We start from the raw sequence: 24500 nt of genomic DNA, 5'->3' as shown, positions 1-24500 counted from the left end.
ACTGGGTACTAAACAGACAGTCTCTTTAGAGGATGAAAAAATGGATTACAGCACTTCTGATTTATGCGATCACTTTGCCGACGTGGTCGATGTGCTCGAGCCAATGTTTATCAATTTTGGTGGACGCCCAAGCTTTAGTGGCCGAGTGAAAACTGTTAAATGTTTTGAAAATAACGAGCTGATCCGCGATATCTTAACTACGGACGGAACCGATAGTGTGCTTTTGATCGATGGTGGTGGTTCAACCCGACGCGCACTAATAGATATTGAACTAGCAGAAATCGCCCTTGAGAATAACTGGCAAGGGATCATCGTTTACGGTGCTATTCGCCATGTTGACGAACTTGAAGAGCTAGATCTAGGCATTCAAGCAATTGCTTCTATTCCAGTTGCTGCAGACAGTGAAGGCGCAGGCGAAGATGGTATAGGCGTTAATTTTGCCGGTGTGTCTTTCTTTGATGGTGACTTTGTTTACGCCGATAGTACCGGCATTATATTATCTGCTGAAGAATTAGAGTTAGAAATAATAGAAGACTAATCTCAGTGATAAATCCCCTTAAAATTTATGATGAAGCGGCGGTAAAACATTTATGTGTCCGCCGCGCCAATGAACAAAAAGCATGGCAAGCTCTTGCTCTTCTTGATACACATGTAAACGCCTCTCAGGCTCTTATTGATGCCAAACAATTTGGTATTCGTTACGTTTTAGTTGGCGTGTGTGAGGATATTGGGCCTCGTGCTAACCTAGGTAATGGCGGTGCACAGCAAGCATGGCTAGCTTTCTTAAAGCGCTTTTTGAATCAAACTCATAACCAATTTTTAAACCATGAGCGTGTATTGCTACTTGGTGAAGTTGCGCTTGATGATTTAAATCAACAAGCAGCTAACCTTGATAATAAAAACGACGCCGACTTAGCCAAACTACGTGAACTATGTGGCGATATCGACCCCCGTGTTGAGCAAGTACTGGCAATGATTTTTGCAGCTGGCCTTGAGCCAATTGTGATAGGTGGCGGACACAACAACTGCTTAGGTATATTACGTGCCCTAAGTAAGCAGCATGGCAAACCAGTAAACGCCATTAACTTAGACCCTCACGCTGATTTTAGAGACTGTGAAGGTCGCCATAGTGGTAATGGCTTTAGGTATGCCTACAGCGAAAATCATCTCGCTGATTATCATGTGATGGGTTTGCACGAATTTAAGAATAATCAAGCAATTATGAATGCGTTAACTCAAGCAAACTTCTCGTTTGATAGTTATCAAGACATTCAAGTTCGTCGCAATATAGACTTATCAACCGCATGTAAACAAGCACTTAATAAATTCGATAATGCCCCATTAGGCGTCGAAGTTGACTTAGACAGTATTTCGCTAATGCCAGTTAGCGCTTATACCAATTGCGGCTTTAGTGTGAGTGATGCAGAACACTTTGTGCATTTAGCAGCCAGCCAGACAACTGCTCGCTACCTTCATTTATGTGAAGGTGCACCATCACAACATCCTGTTAGTTTAGAAGCAGGCATGAACGATGCTGGCCAAATCATCACTGCCCTAGTGAATGCGTATTTGCAGGCAAGAGAGGCAAGTTAGAAAGAGGCGAGAAACGAGATAACGACTGATTTTTGGGGAAGTCTGCTCGAAACAAGTTTCACACCTACCTGTAGCAGCGGCTTTATGCCGCCCCCCTTAAATTGGAAGCAAGTTAAATTGGAAGCAAGGTTCAAGATAAAACGCAATGTAACGAGTCAAACAGCTCGCTAACTTTCCCCTAGAAACTCGCTAGCTTCATTACTGATGCTCTAAATGCCATTGCTTTAACCATGACACCATACCTACACTACTAAGCGGGTAATTAAAATAATAACCTTGCGCTGCATAGGTGTTTAATGACTTAATAAAATTAAGTTGCTCTAAGGTTTCCACCCCTTCACAAATCACTTTAGCATTATTTTGGTTATGCATAGCCACCACCCCTGAAACGAGGCTACGTATTTGAGTTTGGTGAGCAAAATCTGCGGTAAGCGATGCTGCAACTTTAACATACTCAACATTCAAATTTGGTAGTTTAGATAGCCAAACAGGGGTATCACCTAATCCATCTACACACAGTTTAATACCAATGCTACTTAGCCTTGCAACCATGGCTTTACCTTGATCATCCAAGCTCATAAATAGATCAAGCGGGCATTCAATAATTAAAGCGCCGGGTTCTAAATGATGCTCGGTGGCAATACGGTCTACAAATTCAATAAACTCTTCATGTAGCATCTCAGGACCAAACACATTAATACTGAGTGGCAGCTGCATGCCTTCCATACGTAATGCCATAGCAAGCTCTGCTGCTCGCTCAATCACATAAGCAGCAACCGGATAGCTAAGGCCCGCAACACGAATATCATCAATAAACTTGTTAGCTGCTAAGATCCCTTGTTTTGGATGCTGCCAGCGTAACAGCAATTCTAAAAACTCTATTTTGTTGTCACTATTACGAACCACTGGTTGAAAATACAACTCAAGCTCACTAGCAAAATCTAAGTGCGCCAGCTCACGTAGCCTTGCTTGCTGCTCTAGCTGCTCAATCATCATTTGCGGATGATATGGCACGATAGCCCGATCTGGGTTTGAATCAAGTGCAAGGTTAGCGAAAGAAATAAGGTTTTCAAAACTGTATTCAGGCTCATTACAGGTAACGTAGCTAGCTCGCACTTTCACCTCAATAGTGCAATTTGCCACATTGAAGGGTTTTAAGGTCACTTGTTTTATTTGACTTATAAGTTGCTCATGCAAATGCTTTTGCTCCTCAAGAGAGCAAATGAAGGCAAAATTTAATCCACCTAAGTGAGCAAGCTTTTCTATATTGCCAACGCCACTACTAATATTAAGCACTGCATCATTGTCTAATTGCTGTTTAATACGAGTAGCAGACTGAGCAAGTAATAAATCACCAAAGTCCCGACCTATATGCTGGTTAACACTTTCAAATCCCTCTAAACGCAGCATAACAAGGGCGCAGTTATGCGAGTGTTCTTCAACCCAGCTAGCAAAGCTACGTCGTAAATCGCTGCGATCTGGCAAGCCAGTTAGTGGAGTACTGTCTATTTCATCATGGTAAGGAGTATCAACTATGACTTCTTCACTTTCTTCTGGTTCTTCAAAGTTAAAAAAGCCAGACACAGATAAAACAATAACTGAAATCACTAGCCAATACGCGGAAGTTTCGAGCAATAAGTGGGCAGAATACATTACTGTAAACGTAATCGCCGCAGCGACAGTAAAAATAATCGCTAACCAGTTATTTGTTCGAAAAGCTTGCCATAAATGAAAGCAAAGACTCATTGCTAATAAAATGATTAACCAAGGAATAGCGGAACTGAGGATTGCCAACCCCAGCACACCATTAACAACTAAACTGAGTCTAAGTATTGGATGACGAGTGACACACAACGCACAAATCATTGCCATAAAAACACAGCCTGCTAAAAACACTGGCACTGCATCACTACTTAAATTTACGAGCCCTACACCGTTACTCGCTAAACTGGCAATCAATGACATCTAATCCAAAAATACGTAAAAATAACTTCTAACTAAGTCTACCCAAAATCCACAGATTTAACAGTTTATTTACGCCGAATTGGTAACTTAATTGCGCAGGGTGGGATATTTGCCAGTGAGCAATATCAGCGCGTGCCCCCACTTTTAATACACCTCGATCATCAAGACCCAAGGCTTTGGCGGCATTACGTGTTACACCTGCAAGCGCTTGCTCTGGTGTCATACGAAAAAGAGTACAGGCCATATTCATCATTAAATGCAATGAACACAATGGTGAAGTTCCTGGGTTGAAGTCGGTTGATATAGCAATAGGCACCTGATACTGCTGAAGTAATTCAATTGGTGGGTATTTTGTTTCGCGTAAGAAATAAAATGCCCCCGGTAACAGCACTGCCGCAGTGCCTGCTTTGGCCATTGCTTGAATGCCTGCTTCATCTAAATGTTCAATATGGTCGGCTGATAAGCCATTAAATTCAGCAACAAGTTCTGCACCATGTTGATTAGATAACTGCTCAGCATGCAACTTAACGGGTAAGTTGTGCTTTTTAGCCGCTTCAAATACACGGCGAGTTTGCTCGTTACTAAAACCGACATTTTCACAAAATGCATCAACCGCATCAGCTAAATCAGCTTCAACAACACGGTCAAGCATCTCACCGCAAACCAAATCAATGTACTCATCACTACGGCCTTTATATTCAGGTGGCAATGCGTGAGCACCTAAAAATGTGGTTTTAACATCAACCGGATGATTTTCACCTAATAAGCGAGCCACTTCGAGTAGCTTAATTTCGTTTTCGCAGTCAAGACCATAGCCAGATTTGATCTCTACCGTAGTCACGCCTTCTGCGTATAAAGCATTTAAGCGCTCTTTCGCACTGACAAATAAGGTTTCGTGGTCTGCTGCGCGCGTTGCTCTTACTGTACTTGCAATACCGCCGCCATTAGCAGCAATTTGCTCATAACTGACACCTTGCAAGCGTTGCTCGAACTCTTCAGCGCGGCTACCGGCAAACACTAAGTGAGTGTGGCAATCAATTAATCCCGGTGTTAACCATTGCCCTTTAGCTGAGATAGTCGGTGTTGCTAATGCATCAAAGTTTGGTAAGTCAGCTTGCGAACCTAACCAAGCAATTTTACCTTCTTTTACTGCGATCGCTGCATTTTCTATAGCACCGTAAGGCGCATCAACTTGAGGATCCATGGTGGCAATATTGGCATCTGTGATCACTAAATCCCAGTGCATTTGGCTATCGTTCGTTGTATGCATTTTTCACCTATACTTATATCTGCTGCGAGCTTTAAAGCGCCTAATCAAATTAGCTTAAAGTTTAACAACTCATCTTGTATATACAAGAAAATTATGCCACCTTGTTACACACTGTTAACTTACCTGTGCACTTTCACAATGAGCGTCCCTAAGTTTGCGCTAATAAAAGAATATATTTTGGAAAACATTCGATCGGGTCAATGGCAAGAAAATAGCCGCGTGCCCTCAGAAAACGAATTAACCAGCCAGTTTCAGGTTAGCCGCATGACGGCCAGACGCGCGTTATCTGAACTTACAGACGCTGGTATACTAACTCGTAGCCAAGGCCAAGGGACTTTTGTAGCAAGCTTTAAGTCACAATCATCATTGCTCGAAATTAAAAACATCGCTGATGAAGTTAAAGCTCGTAACAGTGATTACAGCTGTACAATTTTAGTGATGGAATCAATACGTGCAATTGCCCCTATTGCAATTGCATTGGGCGTTGATGTAGACAGTCATGTTTATCGTAGCGTCATCGTTCACAACGAGAACGAGCAACCTCTGCAAGTAGAAGAGCGCTTTGTGAACCCGGCTCTGGCAAAAGATTACTTACAACAAGATTTCCACAGCCTAACCCCCCATGAGTATTTATCAACCAGTGCGCCATTAACTGAGGCCAGACATACGGTTGAGGCGATTATGCCTAACCAAGAAATGTGCGAATGGCTTAATCTCTACAATGAAGAGCCTTGTTTGCAAGTGATCCGCCGAACGTGGTCAGCAAATGGCATTGTAAGCTTTGCACGCTTAGTCTCACCAGGTAGTAAATACAGACTCGGCGGTCACTTAACCTTTAAAAAGTAATTAAATTGGCAATTGATAGTGAAAGTTCAGCGCCTCAATAGTCGAACCATCAATGATACGTTCGCCAGCTTCATGACTTGTAAAGGTGGGTGGTTGATTACCCAGTTCAGAGCATTTTTGCTGGTAGTAGTCCGCTTTTGTTGGATGCGCTGGGTTAACAACGTTATAAATGCTATTGGCGTTAGACCAGTTTTCAAGCACTGAAAAAATCGCCGCTATTACATCTTGCTGTTGTACCATGTTCACCACTTGCTGACTTGAGCTAGTAAGCTCTTTACCTGCAACAAACTTACCTGGGTCACGTTCGGGGCCTACAAGTCCCGCTAAGCGCAATGCCTTGCCACCCGCATTTAGCACTAATTGCTCCGCATCGTATAATGTTTGTTGGCGTGCTGATTGGCAGTTAATTTCTGTGCTTTCGTCGTAACAACCATTGTCAGTTGGGTAAACACCTGTCGAAGAACATAAAATAAAGCCTTTACAATTTAGGTGTTTGGCAAGTTCAAGCCCAGCTTGCAATGTATCTAAATAATTACTTTCTGAGCTGCGGCTACGCGGTGGAATTGCACACACCCACCATGCTCCTTCAAGTGATACGTCATGTTTAAGTACACCATCTTCAAGTGCAAACTGACGCTGAAAGTCATGTTCGTGATCGCGACTACGGTGTGTCCCCTGCACCTGCCACGCCAACCCCTTTGCCTTAAGACAAAGAGCTTGCCCCAACCAACCTGCACCTAGCACTACCATTTTATTATCATTCACAACCATTTAGTAACTTACCCTATGTATTTTGTAATATTTTATTAATAACTACCGTTTTGCAAAGTAGCGATTTAAGCGCAAATATGATTAGATAGATAACTCTAACCGATAATAAAAATACGTGCACCTATGTTAAACAATCTCTCTTTACGTAAAAAAATATTACTGCTGATTGGCGGGACGATTAGTGTACTACTGATCATCGCGTCTAGTTTCTTTGTTAATCATATTGCTGACCTATCTCGCAAAGCGATTCAACGCGAAGCTGATAGCTACTTACAAAGCGAACGACTGTCAATGCAAGGTTACTTTGCTAAATACGGTAAAGTTGTTGAAACCTTCGTAACAAATCCGCACTTAGTAAACTGGTTTGACAACTGGACTAAACGTGATCAAAGCCTTGATAACCAACCAGGATACGACAACGTTAATCAAGATTTTGTTCGTATCAGTGGTAACGATGACAACATTCTATCGGCCTTCTTTGCATCAGCAACAACAGGCGAATACTTTAAAGAAAACGAGCGAACCACCCACTACAATGGCCAGCCTTATTACGCTTATAAACGTGGTTGGTGGCAAGATGCTTTAAAGATCAACAAACTTTATGTTGGCCCTATTTCTGTAGATTTAACCACAGGTAATGCCTCAGCGGTTGTGCAACAGCCAGTTTATAATAAACAAAACAAACTTGTTGGTTTTGGTGGGGTTGATTTACAGCTCAACAATATCAACGACATGGTTGAGGCCATTCGCTTTAATGGCCAAGGTTTTGGCTTCTTGCTAGATGGCAATCAAAAGGTTGTTCACTTCTCTGAGCGTACTGGCCATAAATTATCTGTGACTGACGAAGGCCCTAATGGTAAAGAAGGCTTAGATGCCCTCGAAAAACAATTTAGCGACACATCAGGCTTTAGCGAATTAAACCGCGCGATGAAAAGCCAAAAAGATGGTAGCAGCTATGTCACATTTAAAGGTGAGCAATATTACGTTGTATACAATCGCCTTGAACTAGAAAGTCCATATCTTGATTGGTATGTCGGGATTTTGATCCCAACTAGCATGATTGATGAGCCAGTTAACGATGCGGTGATGACAACCACTACATCATTAATCATCATCCTTGCGATTATCATTGCGATGATCTTTTGGGCCACGCAAATGATCACCAAACCTCTTACAAAACTGACTTACATCATGCGTGATATCGCATCAGGCGATGGCGATTTAACACAAAAAATTGAAATTCATAGTCAGGACGAAGTTGGCCAGCTTGCTCATCATATGAACACCTTCATCGATAAATTACGTGCAATGATGCTCAACACAGCCGCGCAAGCAGAGCAGCTGAGCCAAGCAGCTAGTCAGCTGAAAATTGTATCGCAAAAAACCAATGATGAAATTCAGCAAGAAAAACAACAAGTTGATAGTGTAAGTGCCGCTGTTACTGAAATGGCATCTACAGTACTCGAAATTTCACGTAATGCGCAGCATACCAATAATGCAGCCGAAGAAGTGCAAGCCATTACAGTCGATGGCACTAAGCGCTCTACACAAGCTCAGTCAGTAATGACTGCGCTTGCAAGCCACATCGGCGAAGCATCTAAAGTAGTTGCAGGTCTTGAACAAGAAAGTGGCAACATTGGCGCTGTGATCGACGTAATCAACTCAATTGCAGAGCAAACTAACTTACTAGCACTTAATGCAGCAATTGAAGCGGCACGAGCCGGTGAGCAAGGGCGAGGCTTTGCTGTTGTGGCTGACGAAGTTCGTTCACTAGCAAGCAGAACGCAAGAATCAACGGATGATATTCGAAATATGATCAGTCGCTTACAGCAAATTGCTCAACAAGCATCAACTATGATGCAACAGGGTCAAGAGCGTGCTGAAGGCTCCGTTGAGCAAACGCAAATTGTATTGCAAGCACTGCAAGATATCGCGCAATCAGTGACAAATGTACAAGATCAGAGTCATCAAATTGCGACTTCAACAGAACAGCAAACTGTGGTTGCAGAAGATATTAATAATAGCCTGGCGGCTATTAACCACCTTGTTAATAGCACTGCGGATCATGCTCATGAATTGGCAGATGAAGCACGTGATTTAAATGAATTGGCAGCGTCTTTAAATAAGACAGTAAATCAGTTTAAGTTATAAAGATAAATTGCCGAAGTTATTAAAAACCCGATGTCACCTGAAGATGACATCGGGTTTTTATCGTCAGCCTTCCCTGTTAATCGTGGCGCAACCGCTTTCGCGTGTTCCATAAATTCATGCCACTGTTGCTTATTCCATAAAGCAACTCCTTTGTCGGTCAATCCTTGTGTTGGTTGCGTTTGTACTTGTTCCATATAGTCACCTCCTTACGCTAGCTTCATCCTGTTTGGCTCCAAGCCTGAGCTTATCCCTTGCTGTCATCTCCGTTCACTTTATCCATAAAGCGTTGCCATTGTGCGCTACTCCATAACGCTTTGTTACTTCCTTGCTGTCCTTTTTGCTGTGCTACATTGTCCATACTGTAAACTCCTTGCGGTTTATCGTCCTTTACTCCTACAGCTGCTCCTTGCTGTGTTCCCTGACTCATCCTTGCTGATTAATGAGGTAATTATCGCTTAGCGATGATATACACAGCATGAATCAAACCTGGAATGTACCCTAATAAGGTTAAAAGAATATTAATCCAGAACTGCGCACCTAAACCTACCTGTAAAAATACGCCAAGAGGTGGAATTAAAACCGATAAAATAATACGTATTAAATCCATGACTCACTCCTTGAAATCTATTAGCCCAGCCAAAGCTGGGCTAATTTAGGCTTGCTGTTATTCAGCAACAATCGTTAATTCATCGATTACTTTGCGAACGTCTTCAGCGTTTTCAGCGATACTGATTGCTAATTGCTTTTCAGCATCAGACTCAACAGTACCTTTAAGTGTTACTACACCGTTATCGGTATCAACATCGATGTCTGTACCACCTACTTCTGAGTTAAATAAATAACGTGTTGTGATTACAGTACTGATTTTCGCATCTGTTAAATCGCTTTCAGTTGAATCAGCTTTATCTGCTTTCATTTTCTTAGCCTTCATGTTTTTAACAACCGTTAGTTTGTTATCAACAGAGCTAACGCCATCCAGGCTAAGAACAAGCTCTTCAGCAAGCTCTTTATCTAATTCACTATCAACTTTACCTGTAAGTACAACCTTGCCATTCGTTACATCAGTGTTGATGTCAAAGTTGTTAAGGTTTGTGTTCATAAGAAGCACAGTTTCTGCCTTACCATCAATCCAAGCATCTTTACTTTCATTTTCCCAACTGCTTGCCTGAGCTGACATACTTGTTGTTGCACCAATTACTAAAGCGGCAATCATAGATTTGTTAAAAGTGTTCATAATCTTCTCCTTTTGATTTAAGACACTTTTACCAATGCGACTATGATGCCAACTATTTATTTGTTTAATTTCAATACCTTAAACCCTCATTCAGCGACTATTTATATTCAATTCGGTAAAGATTTACAGGCTGCTCGGTAAGAAGTTCACTATATTGCAAAAATAACCATTTAGTTGCTGATTTTATTAATCTGTGGTTAATTTAACTAAGTAACGTTGACACTATAAAACACAACATATTGATTTATAATAAAATAAAATTTGGCCTAAGCTTTGCTTTATTACGAATAACATAAAAATCACTTTGATAATCACAACAGGGAACTACCATGGCCGTTAAACTTGAAGATCGCCCAATCGATCAAGTAAGAGAAGAAGTAATTGATCAACTCATTTATAACTACAGTCATGCTGTTATTTCAGCTGAAGCATTTGAACGCCGCTTAGACCAAGCAATGGAAGCCACCAGCAACGAAGTACTCGTTGAACTTGTTGCGGACTTAGAGCTTAAAGCTGATATTGACTACAAATCGCAAAAGCATGCGCAATTTAAACCTCATTATGGCCACAGCAGCGATAACGAAAGTCTGCAGCTTCGTAGTATTTTGGGTTCAAATGAGCGCAGCGGCCAGTGGGTAGTGCCAAAAGAAATTCACCTTACAAACTGCTTAGGTTCAATTGAGCTCGATTTTAGCGAAGCGATTTTCCAGCACCAACATGTCACTATTTACGTGAACTGTATTTTAGGTAACGACGAAATCTATGTGCCAGAACATGTCAATGTGGTATCAAAGCTGTTCAGCGTTATTGGCAGTGTAGAGAACAGATCAGTCGCCTTAAATAAAGGCCAAGGCCCAACCATTACCATTGAAGGTAATGTATGGCTAGGCTCAGTCGAGATTTCAGTTAAACGTACCATGAAAGAAAAGTTCATCAGCTTTGCCAACAGTCTAAAAGCCAGTTGGAAAGAGATGAATAAGATGTAGTAAAAGTTGCGAGTTGCGATTATGTTAATGTGGTCGTCATTTATGGCGACAAGATATTGCATACGTTTCACCAATGACGCGCTAAAGCACGACCTACTAGAATGCGCGCGAAATAAATTTCACGCCTACGTCAAACGTGGGAACAGCTTTAGCCGTGAATAAAGTAAAGCTGTTCGGCGTTAAAAGGCCCCTACACCGTAGGCGTCACGCTTGCTTGACGCATCTTACATACAACGCTATTCCATCAATCAATACCTGACCTACAAACAACACCGCTCGGCTTCAAACTGACAGCTGAAAGCTCACTAAACTTCACCCCCACATCAAAGACATTTAATCGCACAAAGAGGTTAAGAGGCGCTGCGCTTTAGAGGAAGTAAAAAATGATCTTGAGGTTCCCTCATTCTCTTCTCATTCACTTCTCTTTGTGCAAATACTTTCAGCACTAAAGTACCTCTTAAGAGGCAGGCCTTTGGTAAAGGCCTAAAACAACACCGCTCGGCTCAAAACTGACAGCTAAAAGCTGACAGCTCTAGCTACAAGTCATTATTTCTCTCACTCGGTATATCACTGAAATACTCTACAAACTCAACTTCAAAACCTGCGGGATCGATAAAATATACATTTTTACGATAGGGGTTTTCTGGACCCTGTTTATCTATTTCATAACCAGCGTCAACCAAACGTTCAATTACGGCATTAATATCGTTTGTCACATAAGCAAAATGAGCAAGGCCCACTTGGTGCCCTGCTAAATCACGGTTTTCGTCTTCACCGTTATCACTCAGTGCAAGATATTGGTAATCATCACCAAAGTGCAGCCATTTACGCGGCTTGCCTGACCATGTGCTATCACCTTGGCTACGCACCCGCCAATGTGGGAATGCGGCTTTATAAAAGTGCAGCATGGCATCAACATTACTAACAACAAGGTTTACGTGCTCTAAATACATGGTAGTTTTCCTTTTTATTTTTAAACTGCCATCAAGATAAAACCTCAAGTTAAGTTCAGGTAAAGCACTTTTTCAAATAAAAAAGCCCCACAAACGTGAGGCTTTAAAAATTGAGTAGTTATTGATGAATCAGCTACCAGCAACCTGCATTTGTTCAATCAATACAGAGCCGGTTTGAATACCGCCACGGCGCTCGATATCACCACCTAAACCGACTACCGCTTTAAACATATCTTTTAAGTTACCAGCAATTGTGATTTCACTGACTGGGTATTGGATTTCGCCATTCTCAACCCAGAAACCCGCCGCGCCACGTGAGTAATCACCCGTTACAGTGTTCACACCTTGACCCATAAGCTCGGTTACTAGTAAACCTGTGCCCATAGTTTTTAAGAGTGCTTTTAAGTCAGCATGAGTTTGCTCAACTAACCAGTTATGAATACCACCAGCATGACCCGTTGGTGTCATAGACAGTTTACGTGCAGCGTAGCTTGCTAATAGATATGTTTGAAGCTCACCACCTTGAATAATTTCACGGTCGATAGTTTTTAACCCTTCCGAGTCGAATGGTGAAGACGCTAAGCCTTTTAATAAATGTGGACGCTCAGAAATATTTACACAATCACTAAATACTTTTGTGCCTAAGCTATCAAGCAAGAAGCTCGATTTACGGTAAAGCGCGCCACCACCAATCGCAGACACTAAATGACCGAATAGTGAGTTGGCAATATCTGCTCTGAAGATAACTGGCACTTTCATAGTACCTAGCTTTTGACTATTAAGCTTAGCCAATGTTTCTGTTGCCGCTTCGAGGCCTACTTTTGCAGCATCGTTTAAATCATCTTTATGTCGCGCTACGGTATAAGCAGAATCGCGCTGCATTTGCTCGCCATCTTTACCAATCACCATGGTGCTAATGCTATGACGCGTGCGCGGGTAACCTGCAATCATGCCATGGCTGTTGCCATAAACACGCAAACCTTGGTGAGAAGAAAAACTCGCACCGTCTGAATTTACAATACGCTCATCGGCGTTTAGTGCCGCCTGCTCTGCTTGATGGCAAAGCTCAATACCTTGCTCTGGGCTTACTTCCCACGGGTGATACAGATCTAAATCAAGTGGTGCGAATTCAAGCAGTTCTTTATCAGCGATACCATTGTATGGATCATCTGAAGTGAATTTAGCAATATCAATGGCTTTTTCGACCACTGTACGTAATGTTTTAGGGTTTAAATCAGCCGTTGAAGCAGAGCCTTTGTTATTCCCCACATAAACACTAATACCTAAGCCACCGTCTTGGTTAAACTCTATTGTTTCAACTTCGCCCATGCGCGTACTAACAGACAAACCTGACGTGCTCGACATCGCCGCTTCTGCAGCAGTAGCACCCAACTTTCTTGCATGCTCAAGTACTTCGCTTACCGCGTCTTTCACTTCAGAAATGTGTTGATAAATAGGATCTTTCATCTTGTGTGTCCTAGGTTCTGATATTTTTTATAGTGTAGCGAATGCTAACACACTGCGAGACGTGCATCAGCTAATATTAATCATTAACTAAATGACGTATAATAGCGAATAGTTAAGTTTACTGAATGAGCATCCTTATGGCGAAGAAGAAAAAGCCACTTATCGAAGAAGAAATTATTTACGTATCAAAAAGCGAGTTAAAACGTGAAGCCATGCAATATCATGGTTTGGGTGCTGAAATCGCGAAAATGCCGAAAAAGCAACGCGATCGCTTACCACTCAATCACGATTTAAAAGAAGCCCTTGTTGTTTCTGATAAAGTAAGTGATAAGAGCGATGCTTACCGTCGTAACTTAAACTATATCGCAAAAGTATTACGTACTACTGAAAACGTTGATGAAATCCAAGCGATGATCGATATTATGCTCAACAAAAACAACCAAGCGGATGTTTTGATGAACAAAATCGAAACGCTACGTGATGATTTAATCAAACAAGGTGACGATCTAATCAATTCAACAATTGATCAATACCCTTCTCTTGAGCGCCAAAAAATGCGCCAGTTAGTACGCAGCGCCGCAAAAGAAGTAAAAGCTGAAAAGCCAGCCAAAGCGTACAAAGAGTTATTCCAGTATCTTAAAGATGCGATTATGGTTTAATTTCCTTCGCGCGAAATAAATATCACGCCTACAGCAAAGACATTTAATCGCACAAAGAGATTTTGAGGCGCTTGGCTGATGAGGTAAACAAAATATTTTTTGTTTTCCTCATTCACTTCTCTTTGTGAAAAACATATTTGAACCACAGAGAAAACCAAATTATCACAAAGAGATCATGAGACGCTGCGCTTTAGAGAAAGTAAAAAATGATCTTGTGGTTCCCTCATTCTTTTCTCATTCACTTCTCTTTGTGCAAACAGACTTAGGTAATTTTCACAAAGAGGCCAAGAGACGCAGCGCTAAAGAGAAATAAATTAAGATATCTTTTTGGTTTACTCTTTCTCTTCTCATTCACTTCTCTTTGTGAATATATTTTTGCGCGACTTTCTAGCGCTCACCACCATAACAGCAAATGAACGCAGTACTAACATACCCCATTAGTTCAGCTTCAAACTGACGGCTAAAAGCTTTCTGCTCCTAAAACAAAAAAGGCTCTGAGCGTTCACTCAGAGCCTTTTTAAATCGATAATCAATTACCAGATTTTTACGCGATCTTCTGGTTTGATATACATCTTGTCGCCTTCTTTCACATCAAACGCCTGATAGAATTCTGGCATGTTTGAAAGAATACCGATTACACGGTAGTGGCTTGGTGAATGCGGGTCTGTCATTAGGCGGTTGCGTAACTCTTCGTCACGGTATTTACGACGCCAAATTTGTGACCATCCCATGAAGAAACGTTGATCACCCGTGTAACCATCAATCACAGGCGCTTTTTCATCACCAAGTGATAATTGGTAAGCAGTATAGGCAACTGTTAAGCCGCCTAAGTCACCAATATTTTCACCTAATGTTAGCTCACCATTTACGCTAGCATCTTCAAACGGCTTATATTCATTATACTGAGCAACTAGCTGACCTGTGCGCTCTTCAAACTGTTTAAGGTCTGATTCGCTCCACCAGTTACGTAAGTTTCCGTCACCATCGTATTTCGCACCTTGGTCATCAAAACCGTGACCAAGTTCGTGGCCGATTACCGCACCGATTGCACCGTAGTTAACAGCGTCATCGGCTTCAAGGTTAAAGAATGGCGGTTGTAAGATAGCCGCAGGGAATACGATTTCGTTGTTCACTGGGTTGTAGTAAGCGTTTACTGTTTGTGGTGTCATGTGCCACTCAGAACGATCAACTGGCTTACCTAGTTTAGCAATCATATCGGCATACTCCCATTCGCTGTGGCGAATGTAATTACCGACTAAATCATCGCTTTTAACTTCAAGTGCTGAGTAGTCTTTCCATTTATCTGGGTAACCGATTTTTGGCGTGAACTTATCAAGCTTTTCTTTTGCAGCGATTTTTGTTTCTGGGCTCATCCACTCAAGGTTTTCAATCGCAACTGCGTAACCTCTAATTACGTTATCAACTAACTCTTCCATACGCGCTTTCGCTTCAGGTGGGAAGTTATCTTTAACGTATACTTTACCAAGCATTTCACCTAATACACCGTTTGATGCATCAACTGCTTTTTTCCAAAGCGGAGATTGCTCAGTCACACCACGAAGCGTTGTGCTGTAAAAATCAAAGTTAAGATCTACAAGCTCTTTATCTAATAGTGCAGCGTAGTTGCTCACAAAGTGGAACTTAAGGTAATTCTGCCAAGTTGCTAAGTCTGTATCCTTGTAGATACCTGCAAATTTTTCTAGGTAACTAGGTTGGCGAATGATTACCTCTTCAGTTTTAATACCTGACGCATCAAGGTAAGCTGCAAAGTCAAAGTCGCCAGTAAGTTTGTTAGCATCTGCAACGCTCATCTTGTTGTAAGATTTAGTAGCATCACGACTTTCAACACGGCTCCACTGCGCATCAGCAATGCTTGTTTCAAGATCAATAATAGCTTTAGCCGCAGATTCTGCATCTGCTACACCCGCTTTACTTAAGATAGCTGTAACGTATGCTTGGTAAGCTTCACGAATTTTTGTGAATTTTTCATCGTCTTTTAGATAATAATCACGATCTGGTAAACCTAAACCAGACTGATAAACATACATCGCGTATTCGCTCGAGTTTTTTGCATCATTATTGACATAATAACCAAATGGTAAGCTACCACCTTTAATGCGAAGTTCAGCCATTAAAGCAACAAGCTCAGGCTTGCTCTTTACTGCATCAACGCTTGCAAGTACTGGCGTTAATGGTTTGATACCAGCCGCTTCACGGCCTGCTTCATCCATATAGCTGTTATAGAACGCCGCTAACTTAGCTTCATCTGACCCCGGTTTAACATTAGTGTTTGTCGCTGCCTTTTCTAGCACTTCTTTCATCGCTTTTTGCGAATCATCATAAAGCTGAGTGAATGAACCATAGTTTGATTTATCACCCGGAATTTCTGTTTTTTCTAACCATTCGCCGTTTACGTGATAGTAAAAGTCATCTTGTGCGCGAACAGACTTGTCCATGTTCGCCAGTTCAATACCTGAATTTAAAGGTGCTTTTGCTTCAGTGACGGCCGCAGTTGCTGGTGCTTTAGTTTCTTGTTCTTTTTCACCACAACCAACAAGACCGAGGGCTAGTGCAATACTTGCCGCGGTAAGTGTTACTTTTTTCATGGGAGTCCCGTACTAATTATTTTTTGATGTATTTATCGAAAAACTAGCAAACCTAATTAATCATTAGTTTTTCGCTTTCTCCATAATAAACCTCTCAACCAAAACAATAAAACCGAATATGTAACAATTCTTATCAAAAAAAGATAAGCGGCATATCTGAGCGGTGAGAGGGAGAAAAGCGATAAGGTGAAGACCGTAATGGTATTCCTAACAACTCATTTAATTAGCGTATATTTCGCAAGTCGAAGTCGTTATGAGCCGATGTTTTCACACATCAGCTTTTTAATTAGATGAAGCTTTCTTAAGCTGTGCAATCCCCCAAAAAAGCACCCCAGCCCCCGTGCATGATAAGAAAAAGAACAAACCCAAGCCGACAGGCGATCCCCAAAACAAAATACTGTATAAAACTTCCATCTATATATCCTTTATTATTATTTGAATAACACGTTATATAAGTTTTAGGAACGGCTCGTCAAGAAGCATTATCCACGCATTGCTTGAATACTCTCTAGCGCTTTAGCAAGCTGTGCTCTTAGTTTTTTATAACGTATATAAACAGCCAGTACGATAATGCCATTAATGCCAAGCTGGATAAGCCATAGGCTGTATGTTTTAAACATAACCATATTAAACAAGGCAACGATTAGCAAAGCGCACCAAAGCACAACGCAGCCAATAAAACTCACATGCCAGTAATGAACTTGGTGCTTCAGCTGGTTTTCTTTAAAATTAAGCATTGCATTGACGTCTAGTGTTTCTGCTCGCCAAAGCTTTCGTCTTAAACGGTATGACCAAATTCCAAAACCTAGAGGAATAGGCACTAATAGCGCAAACATAATGGTTTCATAGGTATTTTTTGCCTCAAACAACATGGCGTAAATACAAAATACGGTTACCACAACACCTAATAAAGAGTCGATTAAACCTTTTAGCTTTAACTTAGTTCGCGACTTTTGTGTTTGTGCAATTAACGCCGCGCTATCCACTTTCGGGGTTGCCTGCACGAATGCCTGCTGCCACTTGGCTAATTGATCATCTGCTTCGAATTTATCCACTTTATTACTCCATTAGGCTCGCAAGTTGCTGTCTTGCTCTACTTGCACGTTTAGCAACTGCATCTTCAGACAATCCCAGCGTTTGAGCTATCTCATTTTGATTAAACCCTTCAAGCTGTAAAGCAAGCACCTGCCGGTATTTCAGCGCTAATTTACGAAGGGCAGCCATTAAATCTAAACTGTCGTCTGGTGATTTATGTGCACTTAAGGCGTGGGTGTAATTAATACTTTCAGAGCTGGCCACCTCTTTGCAGTTTTGCTCTTTAATCACATGATCAACCGCTTTATTGTGAGCTATTCGGGCAATATAGGTTTTTATGCTGGCATCGCCACGAAAGGCAACATCGGGTGATGAGTCATTACTTTCAAAAGCGCGCCAAACAGCCAGCGACATCTCTTGAATTAGCTCATCTTGTAGCGCTTGATTGATCTCGTAGGTTGCAGCAACACGCGCCAACAGCGGCGCGTATTCATTCAGCAATGTGTTTATTTGAACATCAGCTTTCACTGTACTTCCATGTTTTTATTATTATTTGAACAAACGATTATAGGCACAAAAGTAGGTACATGCTAATACCGGCCCTACCAACAACATAGGTAAAAGACTATAAGGGGCAGTAAAGGTAACGAGCATATTAATCAAACAAAGTATGCTTAATGGTTTAATCACCGTTAATGCGGTTGTAATGCTTTCTTTTACAGCTGAAATAAGCGAAGCATTATTTAAAAGTAACAGGGGCACCACAAACATAAGCAGCATATTTATAGGGACAATTGATACAAACATAACCCCTACGCGCCAGCGCTCAACATCAACAAACTGACCAGACAATAATGCCGATAACTGCTCACTACCGATCAAAGCACTGCCAACAGCAAATTGCACCAGCGCCAGTAAAATACCCACAACAGACCAAATCGCAACCCTGCCCCACTTCGCCCATGTTGCATTGTGCCTAAATGAAAATCTCTGGTTATTATTCAGGTTAAACAACAAAGGCCATACCGTTGCCATAAGCATAGGCGCTAACCATTTTGATACGGTTAAACCTGTAGGTGCAGGCAATAGTTGCACCACACCAGGTACAATAGCGAACAGCGTCATAAGTAAGAAAAGTTTAAACGGTGCTTTTTTAAATAGCCCCCATCCTTCTTTTAACCAAAGAGTAGCATCACTAAATGGTGCGTTCATTGAATCAAGTTTTAGCGTATTCACAGTTGATGTTGTAGTCGTCATGAGTTTGTCCTTTTCGTAAAAATAGATACATAAGACACTGCCTATCGCTACCACCAAATAGAACAACTTCGTGTCATTTGCAGCTATAGACGAGACAAACTCAAAAAACCTGACAAAATATTTAAAAAAAAATAATTTTATTTCGTTGAATTTTAAGGATAAAAAAGAGGTGTAGAAATTTTTGAGATTAAGCTAGTAAAGCTAATAAAAAAATTTTGGGTCTATAAGAGGTGTTTAATTTAACTATCTATTTGAAATTGTGTTTCTTTCTTAAGCAAAAAAGTCCCACATAGGGACTTTTAATAATTACTTATGGCCAGCAGGTGCTTTATTTACTACCTGTACTTGAGAGGAAATTGCTCGCTCAATAACTTGATTATAAACTCGCTTTTTCTCACTTGAGCTTGAATCAAGTACAAAGTCTGAAAGCTTAGAATTTTGAGCTTGCTTTGGCTTTATTAAATTTGAAAACATAGGCACTCCTAAAGCTCGTTTTTTGAGCTGGACGATGATTTTATCAGGCTCTCTAGATCTTCTCTAGTGAATTTTTCATCTAAATGATGCTCAATTGCCTGAACATTATCATGATAAAAGCGTGTTCGACCCTTATTATTCTTAACTAATAAATCTACTTTAATTTGACTTCCAAACTTTGCCTTAAGTTCCTTTATAACTTTTTGTGATGCAAAAAATTGATCTATAAAAGTATTTGGTAAAATTCTACGCCCTTCTAACTTCTCTCTAGCTTCAACAAATTCCCATGCATATTCTGGGTTTTGGTATACAAACAAAATAAGCACATTTCGACCTTTACGAATAGATCGCTCAATATTTTTTTCTGCAACATCATAACTTGCCAAGGTACCATCTAACAAAAATGACTGTTTATTTTTAAAAGCACGGTCAAGTGTCCTCTCTACAATAAAAGATACAGCACGATGAAATAAATAAGAATTATCACCTGTGTAACCAGGTATTTGCTCTCTTAACTCATCGGGATCAAGTCTGAGTACATTATCAGCACCAATCTCTTCTAAAAAAGCTTTTGAAGCTTCCGTTTTTCCAGCACCGGGCGAACCTGCCATAAAAACAGAAACCGGTCTTGTATCGGGAGGAAACTGATTTTTGTCTGTTAACTCACGGGCAATACGTGTTCTGTGTTTTTTAGCATAAGCTATGGCATGTTGTTCTAGTTCATCAAGTGTCATATGAAGCCTTTCCCTATCTTTTTATTATGTCCCTAGAGTGCCTATTAGCAAGTGATTTAAATTCAAAATAAATCCTATGCGATTAGCCTCTTTAGAGTTTCTGTATGTTTATAAGCGCTTTTCCCAGCTTTAAAAAAGCGCCTAGCACAGCCCATGACGATTCGTGATAGAGAAATTAACTATTTGCAACGTTATGATATTGGTGGCGGTCATAAATGGTCATGCTCATTCTCAAAAGCATCTGATCGAACACTCTTCTTTTCAAATGGCGGTCATGGCCTCAGGCATAGCTACGCACAAGAGAGAATGGCTGAGCTAAGGAGTTTCGGTTTAAGTAGGGCAATAGCTCTTGAGACAGTATCGCAAGAGCTAGGCCATTTCAGGGCTGAAATAACTGAAGTTTACTTGAGATAAATCTACCCATTGATTAGTACTTTATGCATTAATTCAAAGTGATGAGCAATTGATAGCTTTTTAATATATGCCAAGCTGGTTTGGCAACCATTCTGATAGATTTCTAGCACTTCGTTGAGAGACTTTGACCACTCTAAAATTTCAGGTTTAGTTCTTATAAAAGCTTCTAGTTCTGAAATAGCCTCTTCAAGTAAAATCGGCACTTCATCAGCTACTTGCCTCTCAGCTGATAAAAAATGCCTTATATATATTTCTAAAGTAGGCTTATCAAAAGTGATATGAAGAGCAGCAGTTATGGCCTGCCCGCCTCCCTCTGAGAAGTAATCACCCACAACAGAAAAATCTCCGTAGCCTTGAAAACCTCGACTTGTATAGTTGACATGCAAATCAGTAAAAAACTCTTCTAACTGAGCTCTATATTCTCTATTAGTTGATCTACGATTAAAGCAATCATCAATTAATACACGCTCAAAACCACTAAATTGTGATTGATAAAAGTTGCTTGAGCAATGCTCTATAAAAATATGCTTTTTAAACTGCCTATTCGTTGCTGATAGTTCTTGTAAAAATTGGATATCCTGAAATTGACCAAAATGAATAATTGAAAAACTATGTTGTGGGTATCTATCTAGAATAATATTAATGTCTGTATTTGTAGATGTATCATTCACAATTACTCCAAATTCAGCATTAGGATAAGTATTAGAAATTCCATCTAAAAGTTGCTCTCTCGCGAGCGAATTGTTGGCTAACTCTCCAACTTTAGGGTTTGAAACTATGATATAATTTGAATTATTTTCTTCTAAGACTTCTATACATTTAAGAATATCTCTGCTTGACTGCCTAACTGGCTCAATAATGGGTGTAGAATTGCTCTCTGCAATTTTGTCGATAACATAACGAACAGCTAATAACTCAAACTGCTTACCACGTAGATAAGAGTGATACATTTTCACATTCCTTGTATTGTGTATTTACTAACCAACAATACAGGATTGTAAATTTAATAAAAGCTTTTTATTCAAGCGGCTTGACAACAAGACTGAGGTTAAGGATTTAGGGAAGTCTTTAAAAGTGCTTTTTTCTAATTCTGAGTATTCTCTGGCTCTAATTTGTTTTAGATATTCCTTATGAAGGGTATTTATATCAAGTTTTGCAAATAGCTCGATACAATCTTGTTTTCTTTTTGATGGGCTCAGTGCGGGGCTGTAGTCAAAGTTATTGCTAATAATCTGCATATACTCAGGCACTCTTAAACAATTTAATATTGTTTCAGAACAAAAAGTTTCTATGTTTGTAGATGCTTCTCTTAACATTTTTAGGCTATATCTATCAGTTAATTCATAAAGCCCAGTAGTACCGTCTACAACTTTTAGAGCCTTCTCTACATCAACACTAGGTACAACAAGATAAACCCTTTCAAAAGCTTTTTTATAAGTTTTCAACTGAGAGTCTAATCTTTGAAAAGAGTCAAACTCAGTCTTTATTTCATATGCTGTTGAAGTACCATTAAAAATAGCAACATCCGCAATAGTATTATTAACTTTGAACTCTGTGACATAGAGTGAATTTGAGAGCTTATGCCTCCCTCTTACTATTTTTTCTGCGATAGCATTTTTATATATATATTCATTTGGGTAATGCTGTCTCAATAAGTGAAATGCCCGCTCAAAAAATGCAGGTAGGTTCTGATAATCGAGGCGAATCACATTGGCTTCTAACCCAGAAACTATCTTTTCAAGAGTATGACTCTCACCAAACTTGGCAAGCTCCACTAGAATGCTTTTATTAAAGACCTTGCTCATAAGTTGAAAGTCGTATTTGGACAGTTCGATATTTTTCATAACCAGTTAAGTAAAAAACATTCCATTTAATTTACCCATAAACAGAGTAACCCATGAATTCAAAATATACATGTAATTATTGCATCATTTTAGGTTCATTAATATTATAAAAAGTAGCACAGAGGTAGCACAGGGTAATTTCTGTTAGTAGGTGTTTACTTGGGAAGCTTGTAAAAATGGTGGCCCCTCCCAGACTTGAACCCTTATGTGGTATGTAAATCTTTATCTAAGCAAAACCATCTGAGCACTATCTATTTGAAAAATATATAATATAAGCAATCTTTTAATCACAAGTAAAATACAACCCTTAGGTTGCATTTATAAATTCCTGAATCTAACCCACATTAGAATCAGAAAGGTTGCATTCCCCCAGAGTTAACAAGCGATTAGATGTCATTTCTTTTTATTAAACTGTTTTGGATTGATGGCAGTTTTGGTTTGACGACTGATTTAGCTGACGCTAAAACTCCCTTATTAAATTCTACACTTTGCTTTCTAGTTTAATGAAACACCCATTTCATGTAACTTACAAAGGTACAAATATAACAATTGATAAAACCTTTAATTTAATCAATTGTCATAACAACCAATATATGTTTGGCTCTTGAACAAGCGACATAATAGTCAGCTTGTTTAAATAGCGATACTTCATTAGCTGGGGGGATATCAATTAAAATTATGGCATCAGCTTCTAGACCTTTAAATCCCTTAACTGTTGAAAACAAAACACCTTTATTTCCTTTCCAATGGTCAATATCGGCTGTAATTTCAAGCCCTCTAATTCTATTAGTATTTGAAAGTGATGAATTACTCAGTTTAAATGGGCATAGAATAGCTACTTGGCTTGGGGTTAACTTTCCTTTATTTACCCATTCGTGAATATACCGCTCTACTCTTTTCTGTACCTCGTATTGATTATCTAGCTTGATAACCTCAGGTTCATCCCCTGTAGGAGCATCACTTTTTGTCGGTATCGGTTTATTTAGAATATTACTACATAAACCAGCAATTGATTTTGTATTTCGGCAATTGACAGGAAGTTGAAAAGGCTCACCTAAAGCAGGCAAAGATGAATTTTTATCTACGTATAGGTTTTGATTGGGATCGAAAAATACGTACATTGTACCCTCGTCACCATCAGTATTTATAAGCTCAAGTGGCATCCACCAATCAGATTGAAAGTCTTGGCCTTCATCGACAATTACAGCATCAAACTTAATATCCAAATAATCAATAGCTTCTATCAAAAGTTCTGGCGCTTCTTCTTGCCAAAATTCATCTTCATTGTAACTAGAAGGACTAAATGGAATGCCAGCTTTTCGGCATAACTCGTAACAAAGTCCATGAAAGTGGGTAACAGTAATACTATCAGCATATTCAGGTGCAATATTATCACGCAACCATTTAGCCAAAGCTTTGTTGTAGCATACTAATAGTGTCCGTTTTCCAATATCCGCAAACTTTTCAGCTTGGGCTTGTGCGAGCATTGTTTTACCAGAACCAGCAATACCATTAATACATGCTCTAGGTCGATGTGCTAAGAAGTCTAGAAGCATTTTTTGATCATTAGTGAGGCGAAAGAGCTTTTCTTCTTGATCTTCAATCTTGCGAAAAAGAATTGGCAACAAATTAAAGCTTGGAGAGATAGATCTTTGTATTTTAACTTTATCCTCTTTAGATAAAGGCATTGGCCTTTCTCTTCTAGACCACTGACTTAACGCTAATTTAATTTTGCGGTCAATAAACTGCAAATCTCCCGCCGAAATAACAATCGACGGAGTTGCTCCCGCAGGCGTATCACCAACGTATTCACAATCGGGAAATACAGCAGCATAACCATAGGCAAATGGTAAGCTACTCGCCCCATTGTATCCTCTTCTTTTTATTTCTTTTTCTAAGAAGTGTGTATTGCGTCTAGCTTGTTCAAAGGGATCCTGAATTTCCTTTAACCTTCCTCCAGACAAAACTCTATTCCATTGCCTGCTATCGCTATCAAAATCAATCTCACCACCTTTCACCTCTAGCACCAGCATGCCATGAGAAGGAATAATTATCACAAAATCGGTTTCGCCTTCTTTAATGGTGGTATTACCTTTATCATTTCTATCAGTTCTCAACCACGGATAGCTGTGATAAATAACACAGTCATCAGGCAGTAAATCAACTAAAAACTTTGCAACATCTCTCTCTGGTTTAACGCTTATATCTTCAATTTCAACTTTTGGGATTAGTCTAGCCAAA

General features: G+C 40.1%; 23 protein-coding genes and 1 pseudogene. 7 read left to right on the top strand and 17 right to left on the bottom strand.

The features are described 5' to 3' along the window. Positions 1-40 precede the first annotated feature (40 nt). Both rraA and ACSFVZ_RS00285 read left to right on the top strand, forming a co-directional pair. A complete protein-coding gene (gene rraA, locus ACSFVZ_RS00290; protein WP_135922757.1) occupies positions 41-538 on the top strand; it encodes a ribonuclease E activity regulator RraA in 498 nt (165 codons plus the stop codon). A 5-nt stretch (positions 539-543) separates the two neighbouring features. Continuing rightward, the gene (locus ACSFVZ_RS00285) at positions 544-1593 is read left to right on the top strand and encodes a formimidoylglutamase (protein ID WP_435557893.1); all 1050 of its coding nucleotides are present in this window, start codon (positions 544-546) and stop codon (positions 1591-1593) included. A 198-nt stretch (positions 1594-1791) separates the two neighbouring features. Here the strand turns inward: ACSFVZ_RS00285 and ACSFVZ_RS00280 are convergent, their stop codons facing one another. After that, positions 1792-3465, bottom strand: a complete 1674-nt coding sequence (locus ACSFVZ_RS00280; protein WP_435557985.1) for an EAL domain-containing protein — start codon at positions 3463-3465, stop codon at positions 1792-1794. 121 nt (positions 3466-3586) lie between these two features. Beyond that, positions 3587-4828: an imidazolonepropionase gene (hutI, locus tag ACSFVZ_RS00275; RefSeq protein WP_435557892.1), complete on the bottom strand. Its 1242-nt coding sequence runs from the start codon at positions 4826-4828 to the stop codon at positions 3587-3589. Positions 4829-4966: 138 nt separating this feature from the next. Here hutI and hutC point away from each other — a divergent pair, with 138 nt between their 5' ends. After that, complete coding sequence (gene hutC / locus ACSFVZ_RS00270; protein ID WP_281547205.1) at positions 4967-5674, top strand: histidine utilization transcriptional repressor HutC; 708 nt, start codon at positions 4967-4969, stop codon at positions 5672-5674. Here hutC and ACSFVZ_RS00265 read toward each other — a convergent pair whose 3' ends face one another. Next, the gene (locus ACSFVZ_RS00265; protein WP_435557891.1) at positions 5675-6445 is read right to left on the bottom strand and encodes a Rossmann-fold NAD(P)-binding domain-containing protein; all 771 of its coding nucleotides are present in this window, start codon (positions 6443-6445) and stop codon (positions 5675-5677) included. A 123-nt stretch (positions 6446-6568) separates the two neighbouring features. Between ACSFVZ_RS00265 and ACSFVZ_RS00260 the strand changes: the two genes are divergently transcribed. After that, positions 6569-8596, top strand: coding sequence for a methyl-accepting chemotaxis protein (locus ACSFVZ_RS00260; RefSeq protein ID WP_135922763.1), 2028 nt, complete (start codon positions 6569-6571; stop codon positions 8594-8596). Here ACSFVZ_RS00260 and ACSFVZ_RS00255 read toward each other — a convergent pair. The 3 genes from ACSFVZ_RS00255 to ACSFVZ_RS00245 all read right to left on the bottom strand — a co-directional run bounded on the left by ACSFVZ_RS00255 (position 8581) and on the right by ACSFVZ_RS00245 (position 9830). Next, positions 8581-8790, bottom strand: coding sequence for a hypothetical protein (locus ACSFVZ_RS00255; RefSeq protein WP_135922764.1), 210 nt, complete (start codon positions 8788-8790; stop codon positions 8581-8583). The two genes, ACSFVZ_RS00260 and ACSFVZ_RS00255, sit on opposite strands and share 16 nt — an antisense overlap. Before the next feature lie 254 nt (positions 8791-9044). Continuing rightward, positions 9045-9203 (bottom strand): YqaE/Pmp3 family membrane protein, encoded by a 159-nt coding sequence (locus ACSFVZ_RS00250; protein WP_064971745.1) that lies wholly within the window; start codon positions 9201-9203, stop codon positions 9045-9047. 57 nt (positions 9204-9260) lie between these two features. After that, positions 9261-9830 (bottom strand): BON domain-containing protein, encoded by a 570-nt coding sequence (locus tag ACSFVZ_RS00245; RefSeq protein WP_281547204.1) that lies wholly within the window; start codon positions 9828-9830, stop codon positions 9261-9263. A 329-nt stretch (positions 9831-10159) separates the two neighbouring features. Here ACSFVZ_RS00245 and ACSFVZ_RS00240 point away from each other — a divergent pair, with 329 nt between their 5' ends. Next, complete coding sequence (locus tag ACSFVZ_RS00240; protein WP_135922766.1) at positions 10160-10816, top strand: LiaF domain-containing protein; 657 nt, start codon at positions 10160-10162, stop codon at positions 10814-10816. A 536-nt stretch (positions 10817-11352) separates the two neighbouring features. Here ACSFVZ_RS00240 and ACSFVZ_RS00235 read toward each other — a convergent pair. Both ACSFVZ_RS00235 and pmbA read right to left on the bottom strand, forming a co-directional pair. Beyond that, on the bottom strand, positions 11353-11769 hold the full coding sequence (locus ACSFVZ_RS00235; RefSeq protein WP_135922767.1) for a VOC family protein: 417 nt from the start codon (positions 11767-11769) through the stop codon (positions 11353-11355). 129 nt (positions 11770-11898) lie between these two features. After that, entirely contained in the window at positions 11899-13236 is a 1338-nt protein-coding gene (gene pmbA / locus ACSFVZ_RS00230) for a metalloprotease PmbA (protein ID WP_281547203.1), read from the bottom strand. 137 nt (positions 13237-13373) lie between these two features. Between pmbA and yjgA the strand changes: the two genes are divergently transcribed. Further along, positions 13374-13895 (top strand): ribosome biogenesis factor YjgA, encoded by a 522-nt coding sequence (gene yjgA, locus ACSFVZ_RS00225; protein WP_135922769.1) that lies wholly within the window; start codon positions 13374-13376, stop codon positions 13893-13895. A 533-nt stretch (positions 13896-14428) separates the two neighbouring features. Here yjgA and ACSFVZ_RS00220 read toward each other — a convergent pair. From ACSFVZ_RS00220 to ACSFVZ_RS00195, 6 genes are all read right to left on the bottom strand, one after another. After that, a complete protein-coding gene (locus tag ACSFVZ_RS00220) occupies positions 14429-16501 on the bottom strand; it encodes a M13 family metallopeptidase (RefSeq protein WP_281547202.1) in 2073 nt (690 codons plus the stop codon). Between the two features lie 482 nt (positions 16502-16983). Continuing rightward, positions 16984-17556 (bottom strand): hypothetical protein, encoded by a 573-nt coding sequence (locus ACSFVZ_RS00215; RefSeq protein ID WP_435557890.1) that lies wholly within the window; start codon positions 17554-17556, stop codon positions 16984-16986. A 4-nt stretch (positions 17557-17560) separates the two neighbouring features. Beyond that, entirely contained in the window at positions 17561-18064 is a 504-nt protein-coding gene (locus ACSFVZ_RS00210; protein ID WP_135922773.1) for an RNA polymerase sigma factor, read from the bottom strand. Between the two features lie 21 nt (positions 18065-18085). Continuing rightward, the gene (locus tag ACSFVZ_RS00205; RefSeq protein ID WP_435557889.1) at positions 18086-18793 is read right to left on the bottom strand and encodes a hypothetical protein; all 708 of its coding nucleotides are present in this window, start codon (positions 18791-18793) and stop codon (positions 18086-18088) included. Between the two features lie 306 nt (positions 18794-19099). Beyond that, positions 19100-19267: a hypothetical protein gene (locus ACSFVZ_RS00200; RefSeq protein WP_166338703.1), complete on the bottom strand. Its 168-nt coding sequence runs from the start codon at positions 19265-19267 to the stop codon at positions 19100-19102. 8 nt (positions 19268-19275) lie between these two features. After that, positions 19276-20001: a zeta toxin family protein gene (locus tag ACSFVZ_RS00195; protein ID WP_435557888.1), complete on the bottom strand. Its 726-nt coding sequence runs from the start codon at positions 19999-20001 to the stop codon at positions 19276-19278. Between the two features lie 132 nt (positions 20002-20133). On the opposite strand from ACSFVZ_RS00195, the pseudogene ACSFVZ_RS00190 reads away from it, so the two are divergent. Next, a pseudogene (locus tag ACSFVZ_RS00190) lies at positions 20134-20415 on the top strand (site-specific integrase); the annotation flags it as partial. A gap of 2 nt (positions 20416-20417) precedes the next feature. Here the strand turns inward: ACSFVZ_RS00190 and ACSFVZ_RS00185 are convergent. From ACSFVZ_RS00185 to ACSFVZ_RS00175, 3 genes are all read right to left on the bottom strand, one after another. After that, positions 20418-21365 carry a sce7725 family protein gene (locus ACSFVZ_RS00185; RefSeq protein WP_435557887.1) on the bottom strand — a complete coding sequence of 316 codons (948 nt, stop codon included), beginning with the start codon at positions 21363-21365 and terminating at the stop codon, positions 20418-20420. Between the two features lie 27 nt (positions 21366-21392). After that, entirely contained in the window at positions 21393-22259 is an 867-nt protein-coding gene (locus ACSFVZ_RS00180) for a sce7726 family protein (protein WP_237131768.1), read from the bottom strand. 566 nt (positions 22260-22825) lie between these two features. Next, the gene (locus tag ACSFVZ_RS00175; RefSeq protein ID WP_435557886.1) at positions 22826-24499 is read right to left on the bottom strand and encodes an NERD domain-containing protein; all 1674 of its coding nucleotides are present in this window, start codon (positions 24497-24499) and stop codon (positions 22826-22828) included. Position 24500 lies beyond the last annotated feature (1 nt).

It is taken from the genome of Pseudoalteromonas nanhaiensis (assembly GCF_051235485.1).
Lineage (GTDB): Bacteria > Pseudomonadota > Gammaproteobacteria > Enterobacterales > Alteromonadaceae > Pseudoalteromonas > Pseudoalteromonas lipolytica_C.
This window is presented reverse-complemented; position numbering and strand designations above follow the sequence as displayed.